Source organism: Niveispirillum fermenti (assembly GCF_048066175.1).
GTDB classification, from domain to species: domain Bacteria; phylum Pseudomonadota; class Alphaproteobacteria; order Azospirillales; family Azospirillaceae; genus Niveispirillum; species Niveispirillum fermenti.
This window is the reverse complement of record NZ_JBLTXA010000024.1, coordinates 1-16,068: the sequence shown is the minus strand read 5'-3', so window position 1 is coordinate 16,068 and position 16,068 is coordinate 1. Positions and strand designations below refer to the sequence as shown.

General features: G+C 66.3%; 10 protein-coding genes and 1 pseudogene. 9 read left to right on the top strand and 2 right to left on the bottom strand.

The features are described from left to right. Positions 1-78: 78 nt before the first annotated feature. The 7 genes from ACM9LZ_RS18980 (at position 79) to ACM9LZ_RS18950 (ending at position 10,711) form a co-directional block, all read left to right on the top strand. Complete coding sequence (locus ACM9LZ_RS18980) at positions 79-2,331, top strand: TonB-dependent receptor (RefSeq protein WP_416621082.1); 2,253 nt, start codon at positions 79-81, stop codon at positions 2,329-2,331. 8 nt (positions 2,332-2,339) lie between these two features. After that, entirely contained in the window at positions 2,340-3,989 is a 1,650-nt protein-coding gene (locus tag ACM9LZ_RS18975) for a carboxylesterase/lipase family protein (protein ID WP_416621081.1), read from the top strand. A 74-nt stretch (positions 3,990-4,063) separates the two neighbouring features. Continuing rightward, on the top strand, positions 4,064-4,771 hold the full coding sequence (locus tag ACM9LZ_RS18970) for a TetR/AcrR family transcriptional regulator (RefSeq protein WP_416621080.1): 708 nt from the start codon (positions 4,064-4,066) through the stop codon (positions 4,769-4,771). Positions 4,772-4,796: 25 nt separating this feature from the next. Continuing rightward, positions 4,797-6,455 carry an AMP-binding protein gene (locus tag ACM9LZ_RS18965; RefSeq protein ID WP_416621079.1) on the top strand — a complete coding sequence of 553 codons (1,659 nt, stop codon included), beginning with the start codon at positions 4,797-4,799 and terminating at the stop codon, positions 6,453-6,455. Between the two features lie 95 nt (positions 6,456-6,550). Further along, positions 6,551-7,732, top strand: coding sequence for a DUF3089 domain-containing protein (locus ACM9LZ_RS18960; protein ID WP_416621078.1), 1,182 nt, complete (start codon positions 6,551-6,553; stop codon positions 7,730-7,732). Positions 7,733-7,772: 40 nt separating this feature from the next. Then, on the top strand, positions 7,773-9,161 hold the full coding sequence (locus tag ACM9LZ_RS18955) for an MFS transporter (RefSeq protein ID WP_416621077.1): 1,389 nt from the start codon (positions 7,773-7,775) through the stop codon (positions 9,159-9,161). After that, positions 9,158-10,711 carry a hypothetical protein gene (locus ACM9LZ_RS18950; protein ID WP_416621076.1) on the top strand — a complete coding sequence of 518 codons (1,554 nt, stop codon included), beginning with the start codon at positions 9,158-9,160 and terminating at the stop codon, positions 10,709-10,711. The genes ACM9LZ_RS18955 and ACM9LZ_RS18950 overlap by 4 nt, the downstream gene beginning before the upstream one ends. A gap of 28 nt (positions 10,712-10,739) precedes the next feature. Here the strand turns inward: ACM9LZ_RS18950 and ACM9LZ_RS18945 are convergent, their stop codons facing one another. Both ACM9LZ_RS18945 and ACM9LZ_RS18940 read right to left on the bottom strand, forming a co-directional pair. After that, on the bottom strand, positions 10,740-12,089 hold the full coding sequence (locus ACM9LZ_RS18945; protein ID WP_416621075.1) for an APC family permease: 1,350 nt from the start codon (positions 12,087-12,089) through the stop codon (positions 10,740-10,742). A gap of 143 nt (positions 12,090-12,232) precedes the next feature. After that, on the bottom strand, positions 12,233-12,925 hold the full coding sequence (locus ACM9LZ_RS18940) for a TetR/AcrR family transcriptional regulator (RefSeq protein WP_416621074.1): 693 nt from the start codon (positions 12,923-12,925) through the stop codon (positions 12,233-12,235). Positions 12,926-13,135: 210 nt separating this feature from the next. On the opposite strand from ACM9LZ_RS18940, the gene ACM9LZ_RS18935 reads away from it, so the two are divergent. Both ACM9LZ_RS18935 and ACM9LZ_RS18930 read left to right on the top strand, forming a co-directional pair. Continuing rightward, complete coding sequence (locus tag ACM9LZ_RS18935) at positions 13,136-15,757, top strand: TonB-dependent receptor plug domain-containing protein (RefSeq protein WP_416621073.1); 2,622 nt, start codon at positions 13,136-13,138, stop codon at positions 15,755-15,757. 110 nt (positions 15,758-15,867) lie between these two features. Then, a pseudogene (locus tag ACM9LZ_RS18930) lies at positions 15,868-16,068 on the top strand (spinster family MFS transporter); the annotation flags it as partial.

Here is a 16,068-nt window from a genome sequence, read left to right as displayed (position 1 = left end):
GCTGCGCCAGGTCATGCCACTGTTTGCCTGCATGCGAAACAGCGTCACCCAAGACGCGGGCGCATAAGGGAGGACAAATTGAGATATCTAGCTTGGACGGCGTCGGTCGCGGCGCTGCTGACCGGCGTGCCCGCGTCCATTGCGCAGACGACCCCGTCGAACGAGGGGTTCGCGCTTGAGGAGATCGTGGTGACGGCCACCCGCCGCGCCGAACGCCTGCAGGATGTACCCCTTTCCATCACGGCGTTCACGCAGGCCGACCTGACCCAGAAGGGCATCGTCAGTGTAGAGGGGATCACGCGGGAAACGCCCGGCGTGGTCATGGACCATCGCAGCAGCAACAATCTCAGCATCACCACCCGCGGTATTTCCGTAAACGGCTATGATGCCGGGCTGCAAAGCACCACAACCATCTATCTCGACGACCTGCCGCTGACCACCATCGGCAATTCGGTGACGCTCGACCCCACATTGTTCGATGTGGAGCGCGTGGAATTCCTGCGCGGTCCCCAGGGCACGCTGTTCGGATCGGGTTCGCTCTCCGGCGCCTTGCGCATCCTGACCAAGAATCCCGACCTGACGCGCACCGACACGGCCCTGTCCGTGGATGGCGGCTATACGCCCGCGTCGGAGGGCATCCGCCAGCGCTATAACGGCATGGTGAACGTGCCGCTGGTGGAGGACAAGCTGGGCCTGCGCATGGTCGGCTTCTATCGTCACGAGGACGGCTATGTCGACAATGTCGGCACGGGTGTGAAGAATGCCAATACGCTGGAAAGCTGGGGTGGCCGGGCGACCCTGCTGTGGAAGCCGACCGACCGGCTCAGCCTGCGCCTGATGGGTCTTTACGAGGACAGCCAGCCGCAGGATGCCTCGCTGGTGACGCCATCGCTGGGCAAGCGCAAGCGCTACACCACGATGCCCGATCTCTATACGTCGGAAACGCAGCTCTACAACCTGACCCTGGATTATGATTTCGACTGGGCGCACCTGACCAGTTCGAGCAGCTATGGGCACCAGAAGGGGCATTTCGACGTCGATCTGTCCGGCACCTTCAACCTCGCCATTCCCTACAACCTGTTCAATACGGGGACCTGGAAGAATTTCGTCCAGGAAACGCGGCTGGTCTCCAACACGGGTGGCAGGCTGGACTGGACGGTGGGTGCCTATTATCTGCACCGTGACCAGTTCCTGGATGCGCGCCAGGCATCAACGCCGGAATTCCTGGCTGCGCGCGGGATCACGGGTTTGCGGGCCGATGGCACCTTCATGTCCAACGTGACCGATGCCAGTTCCTATGAACTGGCTGGTTTCGGGGAACTGACCTATCGCATCACCGACAAGCTGTCCGCCATCGGCGGCCTGCGGTATGGCAAGTACAAGACCAAGGTGGATGTGCTGTCGGGCTTCAATTCGGCCTATTTCACCTATGCCCTGGGCGGTTTCAGCGGGCCGCTGGCCGTGGTGCCCACCACCCCGGTCACCCGGGAGAACCCGTCGGCGGAAAAGGGGTCCTGGAAGGCCAGCCTGAGCTATGAGCCGTCGCGCGACCTGACCCTTTATGCGACGGTATCCACTGGCTATCGCACGCCCGTCTACAATGTGCGTGCCGGCAGTGTCAGCACCCTCAACCCCAACGACCTCGTCATTCCCTCCGGCGCCAGTTCCGACGACCTGACCAATTATGAGGCCGGCGTGAAGGGTTATTGGCTGGGTGGCAAGCTGACCGCCAATCTGGCCGCCTACTACATCGACTGGAAGAACCTTCAGGTGCAGGCCAACCGTGTGTCGGACAGTGTCCAGTTCGCCACCAATATCGGCGGCGCGGTCAGCAAGGGGCTGGAGGCGGAGGTGACGTTGCGGCCGATCCCCCGGCTGACCCTGGGGCTGAACGCCGCGTTGAATGATGCGAAGGTGACAAAGCTGTCCCCGCAGGAGGCCCAGATTTCCGGTGCGGTGAAGGGTGTCCGGCTGGCCTCGCCGCATGTCCAGGGGTCGTTCTTCGGCAGCTATGGCTACACCCTGTTCGCCGACACGCCGGCCTTCACCAGTTTCCAGATCCAGCATGTCGGGTCCTTCCCCGTCGGTTTCCCCAACACCCCCGGCTCGGCGGGCGTGCCCCGGCCGACCTATGCGCGCACCGACGCCTACACGCTTTTCAACCTGCAGACGGGCGCCACCTTCGGCGACGTCACCATGACGCTCTATGGCGAGAACCTGACCAACCGCCGGGCCGTCACCTATGTTCATCCGGAAGCCTTCGTCTATAGCCGCCACACCATCACACGGCCCCTGACGGTCGGTGTCCGGCTGGGGTACAGCCTGTGGTAAGGGCGGCGGTGAAGGATACGCTGCGCCGGGGATGGCTGGCGGCGGCCGGTCTCTGTCTGGTCATCGCCGCCGGGACCGTCACGGTCCCGGCCCGGGGAGAGCTGGCGGCGCAGGTGCGCGTGGCCGGAGGCGTGCTGCAGGGCACGGCACTGGCGGATGCTGCCATCCTGTCCTACAAGGGCATTCCCTATGCCGAGCCGCCGACCGGGGACCGCCGCTGGCGGCCGCCGGTGCCGGCCGGGTCCTGGCAGGGCGTGCGCGATGCAACGGCGTTCGGAAAATCCTGCCTGCAGCCGCCACCGGTGCCCACCAGCATCTATTATGGCGGCATGACCCCGTCGGGGGAGGATTGCCTGACCCTGAATGTCTGGGCTCCGGCCGGGGCCAGGGAATTGCCGGTCATGGTCTGGATCCATGGCGGCGCCCTGATGGGCGGCGGCAGCTCGGAGCCGCTTTATGATGGGACGAAGATCGCGCAGCAGGGCGTGGTCTTCGTCTCCATCAATTACCGGGTGGGATTGCTGGGCTTCCTGGCCCATCCGGCGCTGAGCGCGGAAGCCCCGGATGGGCTTTCCGGCAATTACGGACTTCTCGACCAGATCGAGGCGTTGCGCTGGGTTCGCGATAATATCGCCGCCTTCGGCGGGGATCCGGCCAAGGTCACCATCGCCGGGGAATCCGCCGGTGGTCTCAGCACCATCGCCCTGATGGCCAGCCCGCAGGCCCATGGCCTGTTCCGCGCGGCGATCACGCAGAGCGGCTACATGCCGGCCTATCGTGCCCTGCGGGAGGAGGTGCTGGGCCTGGCCTCCGCCGAGGCGATGGGCGCGGCGCTGGGCGCGGCGGCGGGTGCCACCGATGTCGCGTCCCTGCGCGCCGCCGATCTGGTGGGCCTGTTCCGGGCTGGCATGGCAACGGGCTGGGCGCCGGAGCCGGTGATCGACGGCGTCACGCTGAAGCGGCAACTGGCCGACACCTTCGCGCTGGGGGAACAGGCCAGGGTTCCCGTCCTGGCGGGCTTCAACGAGGGGGAGATCCGGTCGCTTCCCTTCCTGATGCCGAAGAATGTGCCCGACACCAAGGCGGCCTATCAGGCGGACGTGCGGCGGCGCTTCGGCGATGGGGCGGCGGCTTTCCTGTCCCTTTATCCCGGTGACGATCCCAGGGAGGATGCCGCGGCCTCCATCCGTGACGGGCTGTATGGCTGGGCCGCGCAATATGTGGCTCGCCAGCAGGCGGCAGTGGGGCAGGCGGCCTATCTCTATTATTTCCGGCACAGCACGCCGGCACAGCGGGAACGGGGTCTGGCGGCCTTTCATGCCAGTGAGATCCCCTACATCTTTGGTCAGGTCGGACCGGAGGCCGCCCTGGGCCCCAACTGGCCCCGGCCTCCCCTGACGGCGGACGAGACCCGGTTGTCGGCCGCCATGATGGGATATTGGCTGTCCTTCGTGCGTGACGGCGTCCCCCGCGCGCCGGGGGAGGCCGCCTGGCCCCGCTATGCCGCACGGGAGGCCCCCTATCTGGATATCGCGGGGCGTCCCGTGGCGGGAAGCGGCCTGCAGGCCGGTCCCTTCGCTTATGCAGATGCGCTGGTCGCCAGCCGGCGTCAGCAGGGGCGCGGTTGGCGTCTCGACATCGGGTTCTCAGCCTTTTAACCGTATCTGGCGAAGCAGGGCGGATGGCGTGGCAGCCCTCCGCCCCGCGACCCCAGTTCGGGAGTTTGGAATTCATGAGCGACATTGAACAACCTGTCCGTGGCAGAAACCATAAAGCCCGTGTCCGCGAGGCATCGATCGAACGCATCCTGGATGCGGCCGAGCAGCTTTTTGCCGAATTCGGCTATCACGGTTTCACCTTGAAGGATGTCGCTGCCCGTGTCGGCGTCAGTTCCACGCTGATCCATTACCATTTCAGCGGCAAGGACAGCATCTGCGAGGCGGTCTGGGCCCGCAAGGCCCCCATCTCCGCCCGCAACCGCCTGGAATCGATGCGCCGCTATGCCGAGGAGGCGGGTGACAGGATCACGGTGGAGGGGGCCCTGGCCGCCTGGATAGATGCCGACCTGGATGTGCAGATCGAGGAAACGGACCAGTGGCGGGCCTTTGGCAAGATCGCGGCCCAGGCCAACAGCGCCGCGGGCTGGGGTGCCGAGAAAATGACCAAATATTTCAACCCCGTCGTCCTGGCCCTGATCGATCTGCTGAAGAAGGCGATGCCGGATTGCGACGAGGAGACGATCTTCTGGGGCTATCATTTCGTCTCCGGTGCCATGACGCACAACATGGCGCGCACGGGCCGTCTGGACGAACTGTCCCACGGACTCTGCTCCTCCGACGATTTCGTCTCCATCCGCCGGCACATGGCGAAGTTCATGGCCGCCGGTTTCGAGGCGATCTGCCGTGAGGCGAAGGCCACTAGGCAGAAGGAAATCACATAGTGTCCTGCGGGAGTGACGCAACAACATGACCATGCCTTTGCCGGCCGGCGCCATGCAGCCCTATGCGCTGACGCTGGACCGTTTCATCGACCATGCAGCCAAATGGCACGGCACCACCGAGGTGGTGACGGCCGGCAGCGGCGGGGTCACCGGCCGGATCGGCTATGCGGACCTGCGCGACCGTGCCCGTCTTCTGTCCGGCGCCCTGCAGGCGCTGGGCCTGCGGGCGGGTGACAATCTGGGCCTGCTCGCCTGGAACAGCCAGACGCACATGGAATGCTGGTACGGGGCCGTCGGCGTCGGGATCGTCTGCCACACGCTGAACCCCCGCCTGTCGCCGGACCATCTGGCCGCGATGATCCGTCAGGCCGGCAACCGGGTGCTGGCCGTCAGTCCCGATCTGGTGGGGGTGGCGCGGACCCTGGTGGCTGCCTGTCCCGGCATCGGGCATGTCGTGGTGCTGGACGAGCCGGGCCACGCACCGGACCTTTCCGACTGCGGTCCGGCCCGCGTCTGGCGGTACGGGGATCTTCTGGCCAGCCATGGCCGGGCAGCCGGCTGGGGCGGGTTCGACGAGAATGCACCCGCCGGCCTCTGTTTCACCTCGGGCACCACGGGCGCCCCCAAGGGGGTCACCTATACCCACCGGTCCAATTATCTGCATACTGTCCATCAATTGCAGGCCGATGCCTGCGGCCTGACATCCGCCGACCGCGTCCTGGTCGCCGTGCCCATGTTCCATGCCAATGGCTGGGGCTTTCCCTTTTCCGCGCCGGCGGCGGGGGCGGCACTGGTGCTGCCCGGCCGCTACCAGGACGGGGCCAGCCTGGCCCACCTGATCAACCGGGAGGGCGTGACCGTGGCGGCCGGCGTGGCGACGGTCTGGCTGGGGCTGGCCGACCATCTCGACCGGACGGGTGGTGAGACGCCATCGCTGCGGCGGGTGATGATCGGCGGCGCGTCGGTGCCGCAGGCGCTGATGGAGCGGCTGGAACGGCGGCTGGGCGTCATTATCCAGACCAGTTGGGGCATGACGGAACTGTCGCCGCTGGGCACCGCCTCTCCCCCGACGGCGGCGGTGCGCAGGGCCTCTCAATCCGGCCGCCCGCCCATCGGCGTCGACCTGCTTCTGACCGATGCCGACGGGGTGCCGCTGCCCGAACAGCGGGACCGGGAAGGAAGGCTGCGGGTGCGGGGCGCCGCCGTCGTCCAGCGTTATTTCGGGCGGGAGGAACCGGCCGTGGATGCCGATGGCTGGTTCGATACGGGCGACCTGGCCAGCATCGACGCCCAGGGCAACATCACCATCACGGGCCGTGCCAAGGACCTGATCAAATCGGGTGGCGAGTGGATCAATCCCGGCGAGATCGAAGCCATCGTGGGCGCCCTGCCGCAGGTGGCCCAGGTGGCCGTCGTGGGCCGGGCCGATCCCAAATGGGGTGAGCGGCCCATTCTGATCATCGAGGCCAGCATGGGGGCGGATATCGCCGACGCGGCCTTGCTGGATACGCTGCGTGCCCGTGTCCCCTCCTGGTGGCTGCCCGACGCCGTGGTGCGGGTGCCCGCCATGCCCGTGGCGGCCACGGGCAAGATCGACAAGGCGCGGCTGCACGCGGAGTACGGCGGCGTTGCAGAGGTCCCGGTGCGAGCAGATATCGGCACCGGCGCCGCTCCGTCCCGCTGACCATCGGCGCCGTTCCTCTCCCGTCCCGACGGGAGAGGAACGGCGATTGCCCGTCGGCACCATCGGCCGTAACGACAAGAACGAGGGAGGATGACATGACTGGATTGTGGAAAGGGGGGCTGCTGGCGGCCGCACTCTGGCTTCCGCTGCCGGTACAGGCCCAGGAGGCGGTGCCGGCGGCCGATTACAGCATCGATGCCAACTGGCTGTGCCGTCCCGGCCGCGATGATGCCTGCGCCCACGACCTGACCAGCACTTCCATTGCCGCCGACGGGACGGTGACGCGGGAAGCCTTCGTCCCGGCCACCGACCCGGCCGTGGACTGCTTCTATGTCTATCCCACCGTATCGACCGATCCCGGCGGCAACAGCGATCTGGTGGCGGGGCGCGAGGAAACATTCGTGGCGCAGGTGCAGTTCGCCCGTTTCGGGGCGCAGTGCCGGACCTTCGCACCGCTCTACCGGCAGGCGACGCTGACCTCGCTGCATGCCCGCATGGGCGGCAGGGCCGGACCCGTGGCCGACCGTGACCTGGCCTATGGCGATGTCCTGGCGGCCTGGCGCCACTACATGGCGCATGACAATAAGGGCCGCGGCGTCGTGCTGATCGGCCACAGCCAGGGGGCGGCCGTGCTGCTGGCCCTGATCCAGGCGGAAATCGATGGCAAGCCGGTGCAGAAGCAGCTTGTGTCGGCCATCCTGCCGGGCACCAACATCGTCGTGCCGAAAGGGGCCGATGTCGGCGCTTCGCTGAAGCATATTCCGGCCTGCCGCGCAGCGGACCAGACGGGCTGCGTCATCTCCTATGCGGCGTTCCGGGACACGGCCCCGCCGTCGGACAGCAGCCTGTTCGGCCGGGGGGTGGAGCCGACGACGATGCGCGCCTTCCCCGATGCCCGTGGCCTCTGCACCAATCCCGCCAGCCTGGCCGGTGGCCCGGCGCCGCTGGACAGCTATTTCCAGACCGATCTCGGGCCCTGGGCGGATGCCGGCTTTGCCTGGACACGCAACGGGCAGCATATCGACACGCCTTTCGTGTCCATGCCCGGCATGCTCAGCGCCCAATGCGTGACGACGGCGGATGGCAGCTACCTTGCCGTGCATATACACGCGGCACCGGATGATGTGCGCACGCACGACATTCCCGGCGACGTGGTCGTGAACGGGCGCCGGTTTTCCGATTGGGGCCTGCATCGCATCGACATGCACCTGGCCATCGGTGACCTGGTCGGGATCGTCGGCCGCCAGGGTGCGGCCTACGTCGCCGCGCAGCGTTGAGCCTTTGCCGCGGATGCGGAAGAATTGAAGGGGACCAGCCATGACGGCGGGGAAAAAAACGGCGTCCACCACCAAGGTGGCGACCACGGCAGGGGCCGCGGCGGCCATAGAGTGGTATGATTTCTTCATCTACGGTACGGCTGCGGCACTGGTGTTCCCGGCCAAGTTCTTCCCGGCAGACCTGCCGCCCCTCATGGCGCAGATCGCGGCCTTCAGCACCTTTGCTGTCGGCTTCATCGTCCGGCCGCTGGGTGGCATCCTGTTCGGCCATCTGGGTGACATGTTCGGCCGCAAGCGGGCCCTGTCGACCGCGCTGCTGATCATGGGGATATCCACGACCTGTATCGGCCTGTTGCCGACCTATGATCAGGCGGGGCTGCTGGCGCCGCTGGCCCTGGTGCTGCTGCGCTTCGCCCAGGGGCTGGCCGTGGGCGGGCAGTGGGGTGGGGCCGCGCTGATGGCCATCGAAAGTGCGCCCGCAAACAGGCGCGGCTATTACGGCAGCTTCGTCCAGATCGGCGTGCCGGTCGGCCTTGTCCTGGCCAATACCGTCTTCCTGCTGGTCAGCGAGGCGGTTTCGCCGGCGGCATTCCAATCCTGGGGCTGGCGGGTTCCCTTCCTGCTTTCCGTGGTCCTGGTCCTGATCGGCTCCTATGTGCATCGCCGCCTGGAAGAACCGGAAGAGTTCAGGAAGGTGCGGCCCGAGGCGTTCGGGCCCAAGCCGGAGGCGGTGGGGGCCAAGCCGGAGGCGGTGGGGCCCAAGCCGGGGGCGGTGGGGGCCAAGCCGGAGGCGGCTGGCAAGGCCAGGGAGTTGCCGCTGACCAAGGTCCTGCGGGAGCATTGGGCGGATGTGCTGCTGGCCGGTGGCGCCTTCGTCGCCAACAATACCTGCTTTTACATCGCCATCACCTATATCGTCGCCTATGGCACGGCCACGCTGGGCATCGCGCAGGAAACGATGCTGATGGCAGTGATGACTGCCAGTGGCATGATGCTGCCGGTTCTGATCATCTGCGGCGGCATTTCCGACCGGTACGGCCGGCGGGGCATCTTCATGATCGGCGCCGTGTTGAGCGGGCTGTGGGCCTTCGCGCTGTTCCCGTTGGTGGAGACCGGGTCGCCGCTGCTCATCACCCTGGCCATCGCCGTCAAGATGCTGTTCATCAGCATGATGTACGGGCCGCAGGCGGCGCTGTTCGCCGAGCTTTTCCCGGCGGATGTCCGCTATTCCGGGGCATCGCTGGGCTATCAGGTCGGCTCCGTGGTTGGTGGCGGTTTCGCCCCCATCATCGCCACGGCGCTTTATGCGCACTATCAGTCGACTCTGTCGATCTCCTGGTATCTGTTCGCCATGTGCGCCGTTTCCTTCTTCAGCATCGTGGCCTTGAGCCGGCGATCCCGGCATATGCCGGTGGAGCACGGGGCATGAGAGGGCCGACGAGACGGGGCCTCATGCTGGGTCTGGGTGCCGCCGCCCTTCCGGTCTTTCCCGCCGGAGCCGGTGCCGGTGCTGTCGCCGGGCTGGACCGGGTCAGGCGGGACTGGATCGTTTCGGAAGCCGAAGCCACCCGCTGGCACCGGATCAAGGATGAGCCGGGACCGGCCCTGACCGGCAACGCCTCCTGGCACCATTTCATGGGCTTTCTGGAAACGGCGCTGGAAGGGCTTGGCTGTGTCGATATCCATCGCTCTTCCTGGCACTTCGCGCGGCGGGAGAGCGGGATCTGGCCGGATACCTCCAAATGGGGACTGGTCCTGGACGGCCGGCCCGTGCCGGTGGCCAGTGTCGGTGCCAGTTGTGCCCTCACCGGGCCGCAGGGTGTCACGGCTCCGCTGGTCCTGTGGGACCCCGTGGCCCGGCCGGACGTGACGGGCCGGATCGTGGTTTTCCGCCCCGTGCCGCGGGCGGAATTGCGATCCGCCTTCGTCGATAGCGATTACGAATGCGCGACCCCCTTTGACAGCCACCCGGTCGAAGGGCAGCCGGTACCGCAGGCCCAGGATGGAACCGGGTCCATCTCCGCCGCTGTATGGGATGAGATGACCGCGACCTCGGCCTTCATCGCCGAGATCGCCACCGGCCGGCCGGCCGGTGTGGTCTTCGCCATGAACCTGAACCGGGCGGCGACGGCCGGCCTGCACACCTTTCCCGTGCCCGACCATTATGATTTCCCGGCGATCTATCTGGATCGCGCCAACGGCGACGCGCTTGTCGCTGCGGCGCGGGCGAACCGGGCGGCGACGGTCCGGGTGGAAGGCGTGGAGCAGCAATCGGAGGCCTATCAGCTCGTCGCCTTCCTGCCGGGCCGGGATTATGGCACCGGCCGGGACCAGCAAATCCAGTTCCGCACCCATACCGACGGCCCGTCGATCAGCCAGGATGACGGGGCGCTGGGGTTGCTGGGCGTTGTCGGCTATATGGCGAACATTCCCCGGCAGGACCGGCCCCGGACGCTTTTCCTGGAGCTTGACTGCCGGCACTTCATGCCGGGGGCGGAAAAGCGCTGGGAACAGCAGGATTATTTCGTGAAGAATCCCGGTGCCCGCGACAAGGTCATGGCACTGGTCGCCATGGAGCATATGGGCCAGATCGAATATGTGGCCGACGGGGAGGAGATCCGGCCCAGCGGCCGGTCGCTGCCCACCTGGATCTATGCCAGCGCCAACCGGACCATGATCGATCAGGCTTGCCGGGCCGCGGCGGAAAACCAGGTGCGCTCGGCCGTGATCCGCTCGCCCGGCCGGCCTGGCCGGCGCGGCGCCTCGCAGGGGCGATGGTACGGCATGTCCAAGGAGGGGCCGGCATTGGGCCTGCCGACATACGGCGTGCAGGGCGACCTGGGTGCCTATTGGGCCTTTTCCGGACGGCTGGACCGGTTCGATGCCCGATCGTTCTGCCGGCAGGTGGCCATGTTCGTCCAGTTGACCGCCTTCCTGATGACGGCCGACCCGGCCGCGCTGGCCACGGGGCGGGGATGACCGGACGCCGCTGGAACGGGGTGTTGCTTCATTCCAGCGGCAGGCTTTCGGCCTCGTCCAGCTTGTCGACGCATTTCGGGCGCATGACCAGATACAGCACGACGATACCGGCCAGCAGCCCGATGGCAAGCGCCGGGGCCTGCCAGTCGCCGGTGAAAAGCCGGTTGCAGAACAGCAGCGCGCAGATGGCGGCACCAGCCGCCGGCACGAAGGACGGCACCTCGAAGGCGCCCTTGACCTCCGCCGTGCGTCGCTGCAGCACCAGCAGCGCCACATTGACGATGGTGAAGACGGCCAGCAGCAGCAGCACGGTGGCCGACGCCAACTGGGCGATGTCACCCGACAGCATCAGCGCCGTCACGATGGCCAACAGGACCGCGATGGCCACGTGCGGCGTGCGCCGCCGGGCATGCACCCGGCCCAGCGCGCGGGGCAGCAGGTCCAGCCGCGCCATGCCATAGGCCAGGCGCGAGGCCATGATGTAATTCAGCAGGGCCGTATTGGACACTGCGAAGACGGTGATGACGACGAAGACGGCACCCGGTATCCACGGGGCGGCGCGATGCGCCACTTCCACCAGTGGTGCCGACGCCGTTGCCAGTTCCTGCCAGGGCACCACGGACACGGCAGTGACGGCCACGGCCAGATAGATGACGGTGGCGCAGGCCATGGCGATGATGATGGCCCAGGGCAGGGTGCGCTGCGGGTCCTTCACCTCCTCGGCCACATTGTACGTATCCTCGAACCCGATGAAGCTGAAGAAGGTCAGCACGGCACCCTGCAGAAGCAGGGTGGGGCCGATGCCGCCCGACGCGGGCGGCACCTCCAGCAGGTTCACCCCGCCCCAATAGGGCAGGCCGACGGCAATGACGATCAGCAGGCCGCCCGCCTCCATCACCGTACACAGAATGTTGACCCACATGCTCTCCCTGATGCCGCGATAGACGATGCCGGCAATCAGCAGCAGGAAGCCAAGCGCCAGGGGCAGCACGGGCGTGCCGTCGAACAGCGGCAGCCGGGTCAGGGCTTCCGCCACCACCCGGCTTTGCGTGGCCACGGAGGTCAGGCCCGATGCCATCACCGTCAACCCCACCAGATATGTGAGCAGCGGCAGCCCATAGGCCCGCTGGGTGACATAGGCCGCCCCGCCGGCCCGCGGATAGCGTGATCCCAGCGAGGCATAGGACAGGCCGGTCAGCAGGGCCGCGACCATGGAGACCAGGAAGGCCAGCCAGACCGCATTGCCCATCTCCCCCGCGGCCTTGCCGATCAGCCCGTAAATGCCCGCACCCAGCATGCTGCCCAGGCCATAGAGCGCCAGCTGCGGCAGGTTGACGGTGCGTGCCAGGGTGGGGCCGCGCTGGCTCTGGTCTGTCATGCCTGTGCTCCTGCACTACGGGAAGAAGGGAAGAATAGGAAGAGATAGGGGAACACTGCCATCCATCTCCATGGGACCGGACCGGCAACGGACAGCGCCGGCCACCGGTTCCACGGGCATGATCAACACAAACAGGCCGGGTCCTATCCGGCCTGTTGCTTGCGATGCCTGTACAACGCCTCGAACCCGCCCGCCATGAAGGTCACGAACCGTTGGCGCGCCGCCTCGAAATCATCGGACGAGCACAGGTTGTCCGACAGCCGGTCGATGCGGCCCGTGCGGGACAGGATCAGTGTATAAGCGCCTGACGTGAACTGGAAACACCAGAAGAGATCCTCCTGCGTCGCGTCGGGCAACGCCTTGTTCAGGATCTTCAGCAGGCGCAGGACCAGTGGGTCGAAATAGGTGTCCATCTTCTCCGCGCCATAGCCGGGCGCGTTGTTCACCTGTGCGAAGATGCGGCCGAAATTGCGCCAGCCGTCACCACCATTGATGTAGATGTCGAACGCCCCCTCGTAAAAGGCGCGCAGCACCCCCTCGACCGTCGGGTGATCCCCGACCGCCGCCTCATATTCATCCAGGGCCGCGGTCCGGGTGGTGACCGCATATTCGACGCGGCGTTCGAAGACGGCATCGAACAGCGCCTGCTTGCCGTCGAAATAATAATGGATCAGGGCAGGGTGGATGCCCATCTTGTCGGCGACGTCCTTGATCGTCACCCCGAAATAACCGAGCTGCGAGAACAGGTCTTCGCTCGTGTCGAGGATCAGTTTCACGGTTGCCGCCCGCTGCTCCGCGCGCGTGCGGCGCCCCTCGATTTTCGGCTTCGCTGCCATAACCTCCGGCCTTCCCGATCGAAAGCGTCCGGGCAGGACGCCCCATCCGATCATTCAGCAGGGACGATGGGGCGTCGGCCCCGTCCGGTCAAGTGAGGAGGTTCCGTGTGCAGAATTTTCATTTACTGCTAAATGAATGAACTTGACGGGCGGTCCGACCCGCGGTATCGCTTTGAGAAAGCCAGAAATAAACCCCAGGGAGGAAGTTGAATGCTGAAGACCTTGCAGACCGCGAGGCGGCTCGCGCTGTCCGGAACGTCGCTTGTGGCGGTGATGCTCGCCGTGGCCGGGCCGGCATCGGCGCAGGTGCAGGCGCCGGTGGCATCGGGCGAGCTGCTGGAAGAAATCATCGTGACGGGGTCGAGAATCCGGGGCGTGCCGCCGACGGGTTCGAATCTCATCAATGTCTCGCGGGCCGATATCGACGCCGTCGGTGCGGCCACCACACCGGACCTGCTGGCCAGCGTGCCGCAACTGAACAGCTTCAACACGGCACCGCGGGCCAGCAGTGCCGGCTTCGGCCCCTTCGCGCCGGGCCTGCGCGCCCTGCCGGCAAGCGCGACCCTGGTACTGATGAACGGGCACCGGCTGGTCGGCGCCGCCGCCAATGACACCAACCCCGATTATCCCCATATTCCGGGCCTGGCGATCGAGCGTGTGGAGGTTGTGGCCGACGGGGCGTCGTCGGTCTATGGCTCCGACGCCATCGCGGGCGTGGTCAACTTCGTCACCCGTCAACGCTTTTCCGGTGCGGAAGCCGATGTGCGCTATGGTGTGGGCGATGGCTACCATTCCACGTATGCCGGCGGCCTGATCGGGGAGGATTGGGGCAGCGGGTCCATCCTGGCAGCCTATCAATATACTCAGAACGACAACATCACCGGCAGTGACCGGGACTACCGGGTCCAGGATTTCCGGCCCTTCGGCGGCGTCGACAGCAGGCTGATCAATTGCCCGTCGCCCAATCTGGTGATCCCGCAGACCGGTGCCGTCACCTATGCCGCGCCGGGCTTCGCGCCGAACACCACGAATTATTGCGACAATGGGGCGACGGTCGACCTGTTCCCCAGGACCCGCATGCATAGCGGCTTCGTGACCGGCCGGCAAAGGCTGGGCGAACTGGTCACGGTATGGGGCGAACTGCTCTATTCGGACCGCAAGGACAAGATCCAGGCCGCGCCGGCCATCCAGGCGGTGACGATCAACAATACCAATCCGTTCTTCGTGGCGCCGGCCGGCACGGGTGCGACCCAGGCGACGGTTCTGTTCCGCACCGACAATCTCTATGGCAGCGACCATGTGATCAACCGCGACCGGGCGAAGGTGGGCAATTCGTCGATCGGCGCCGATGTGGAACTGCCGCGGGGGCTCAATCTGAGCGCTTATGGCACGTTCGGCTGGACGACCAATACCGCCTTCATACCCGACATCAACCCTGTGGCGTTGGCCATTGCGGCGGCCGGGACCACGCCGGCCACGGCGCTCGATCCGTTCGGTACGCGCACGGCACCGGCGGTCGCCGCGGCCATCACCGATTATTCGACCAGCGTCACGGTCAAGCAGCGGACATCGCTGGGGGCGCTGAAGATCGACGGGCCGCTGTTCGACCTGCCGGGCGGTGAACTGAAATTCGCGGTCGGTGCGGAATATCGCCGGGAGACGTTCGAACAGCAGGGCTTTGTCGGATCGTTCCCTGTGCCCGAGGATCTGGGCCGCAATATCCAGTCGGTGTTCGGCGAGATCTTCGCGCCGATCGTCGGACCGGAGAACGAGGCGCCCTTGCTGCATCGCCTGTCGCTGTCCCTGTCCGGGCGCTATGACCATTACAGTGATTTCGGGTCCACGACCAATCCGAAGGTCGGCTTCAACTGGGACCCGGTTGCGGGGCTGACCATCCGCGGCACCTATGGCCGTTCGTTCCGGGCGCCGGGCATGCGTCAGGTCGGGGCGACCGTTGGCGCCTACTATCTCGACGCGGCGTCGGCGGCCGTGGTCGCCCGCGATCCGACGCGCGGTGCCGGCCAGGTGAACACCATCTATTTCCGGGGCGGCAATCGCGGCCTGCAGCCTGAAAAGGCCCGGACATACTCGGTCGGCGTGGACTGGCTGCCCGATTTCCTGCCGGATATGCGTGCCAGCGCCACCTTCTATGACATCCGTTTCACCGACGCGATCGGGGTTCCCGCCGCCGATCTCATGTTCACCGATCCGACGCTCGCCTCGATCGTCTATCGCAATCCGTCCGCGGCGCAGCTTGCCGCCCTGCTGGCGCAGGCGACGCCGGTCAACCTGCCCACGCCACTGCCGTCGATCGGCAACGTGCTGGATCAGCGCCTGGGCAATTTCGGCATCCGTGAGACCAATGGCCTGGATTTCGATCTCGGCTGGCGGCGGGCGACCGATTTCGGTGCGGTGTTCGCGGGTCTGGCCGGCAATTACATCCTGAAGTTCGACACGCAATTGTCGCCGGGCGCACCCGTGGCGGACAGCCTGCATCTGGGCCTGCCGCGCTACACGGCGCGGGCATCGCTGGGCGCTTCGGCCGGGCCGGTCGGTGTGATCGGCTTCGTCAATCACCGCGCCGGTGTCCGAAGCACCTACAATACCCCCACGGGCTTCGGCGAATACAAGGCCGATCCCTATACCACGGTCGATCTGCGGGTGTCCTGGACCTTGCCGGACGACGGCATGACCGCGGGCACGCAGTTGACCTTGCAGGTGAACGATCTTTTCGACAAGAAGCCACCCTTCTTCCCCGCCACCGACGGGATCGGCGGCACCTATAATCCCATCGGCCGGTTCGTGGCCCTCAACCTGCGCAAATCCTTCTGACCGGATTTCTGGTCTTATGTCGGGGACACCGGCTGCTACCCGTCTTTCCGCATGGGGGATGGGAAGCGGCCGGGACCCCGGATCTCCGCAGCAGCCAAGAGCGTCAAGCCATGACCACCGTCTCCCCGACCTCGCCGCCGTCCGCCACGGCCCCGCCCCCTGATGCCCGCGCCTGGTATGTTCTGGGCATGCTGTGTTTCGTCTATGTGCTGAACTTCCTGGACCGGCAGTTGCTGTCGATCCTGGCCAAGCCCATCCAGGACGATCTGGGCGTCACGGATGGTCAGCTGGGCCTGATCAGCGGGCTTTAT

Coding starts and splice junctions, on each gene's coding strand:
- ACM9LZ_RS18940 (WP_416621074.1), bottom strand. CDS start 12,925: ATGGCAGCGAAGCCGAAAATCGAGGGGCGCCGCACGCGCGCGGAGCAG.
- ACM9LZ_RS18950 (WP_416621076.1), top strand. CDS start 9,158: ATGAGAGGGCCGACGAGACGGGGCCTCATGCTGGGTCTGGGTGCCGCC.
- ACM9LZ_RS18970 (WP_416621080.1), top strand. CDS start 4,064: ATGAGCGACATTGAACAACCTGTCCGTGGCAGAAACCATAAAGCCCGT.
- ACM9LZ_RS18945 (WP_416621075.1), bottom strand. CDS start 12,089: ATGACAGACCAGAGCCAGCGCGGCCCCACCCTGGCACGCACCGTCAAC.
- ACM9LZ_RS18965 (WP_416621079.1), top strand. CDS start 4,797: ATGACCATGCCTTTGCCGGCCGGCGCCATGCAGCCCTATGCGCTGACG.
- ACM9LZ_RS18935 (WP_416621073.1), top strand. CDS start 13,136: ATGCTGAAGACCTTGCAGACCGCGAGGCGGCTCGCGCTGTCCGGAACG.
- ACM9LZ_RS18960 (WP_416621078.1), top strand. CDS start 6,551: ATGACTGGATTGTGGAAAGGGGGGCTGCTGGCGGCCGCACTCTGGCTT.
- ACM9LZ_RS18955 (WP_416621077.1), top strand. CDS start 7,773: ATGACGGCGGGGAAAAAAACGGCGTCCACCACCAAGGTGGCGACCACG.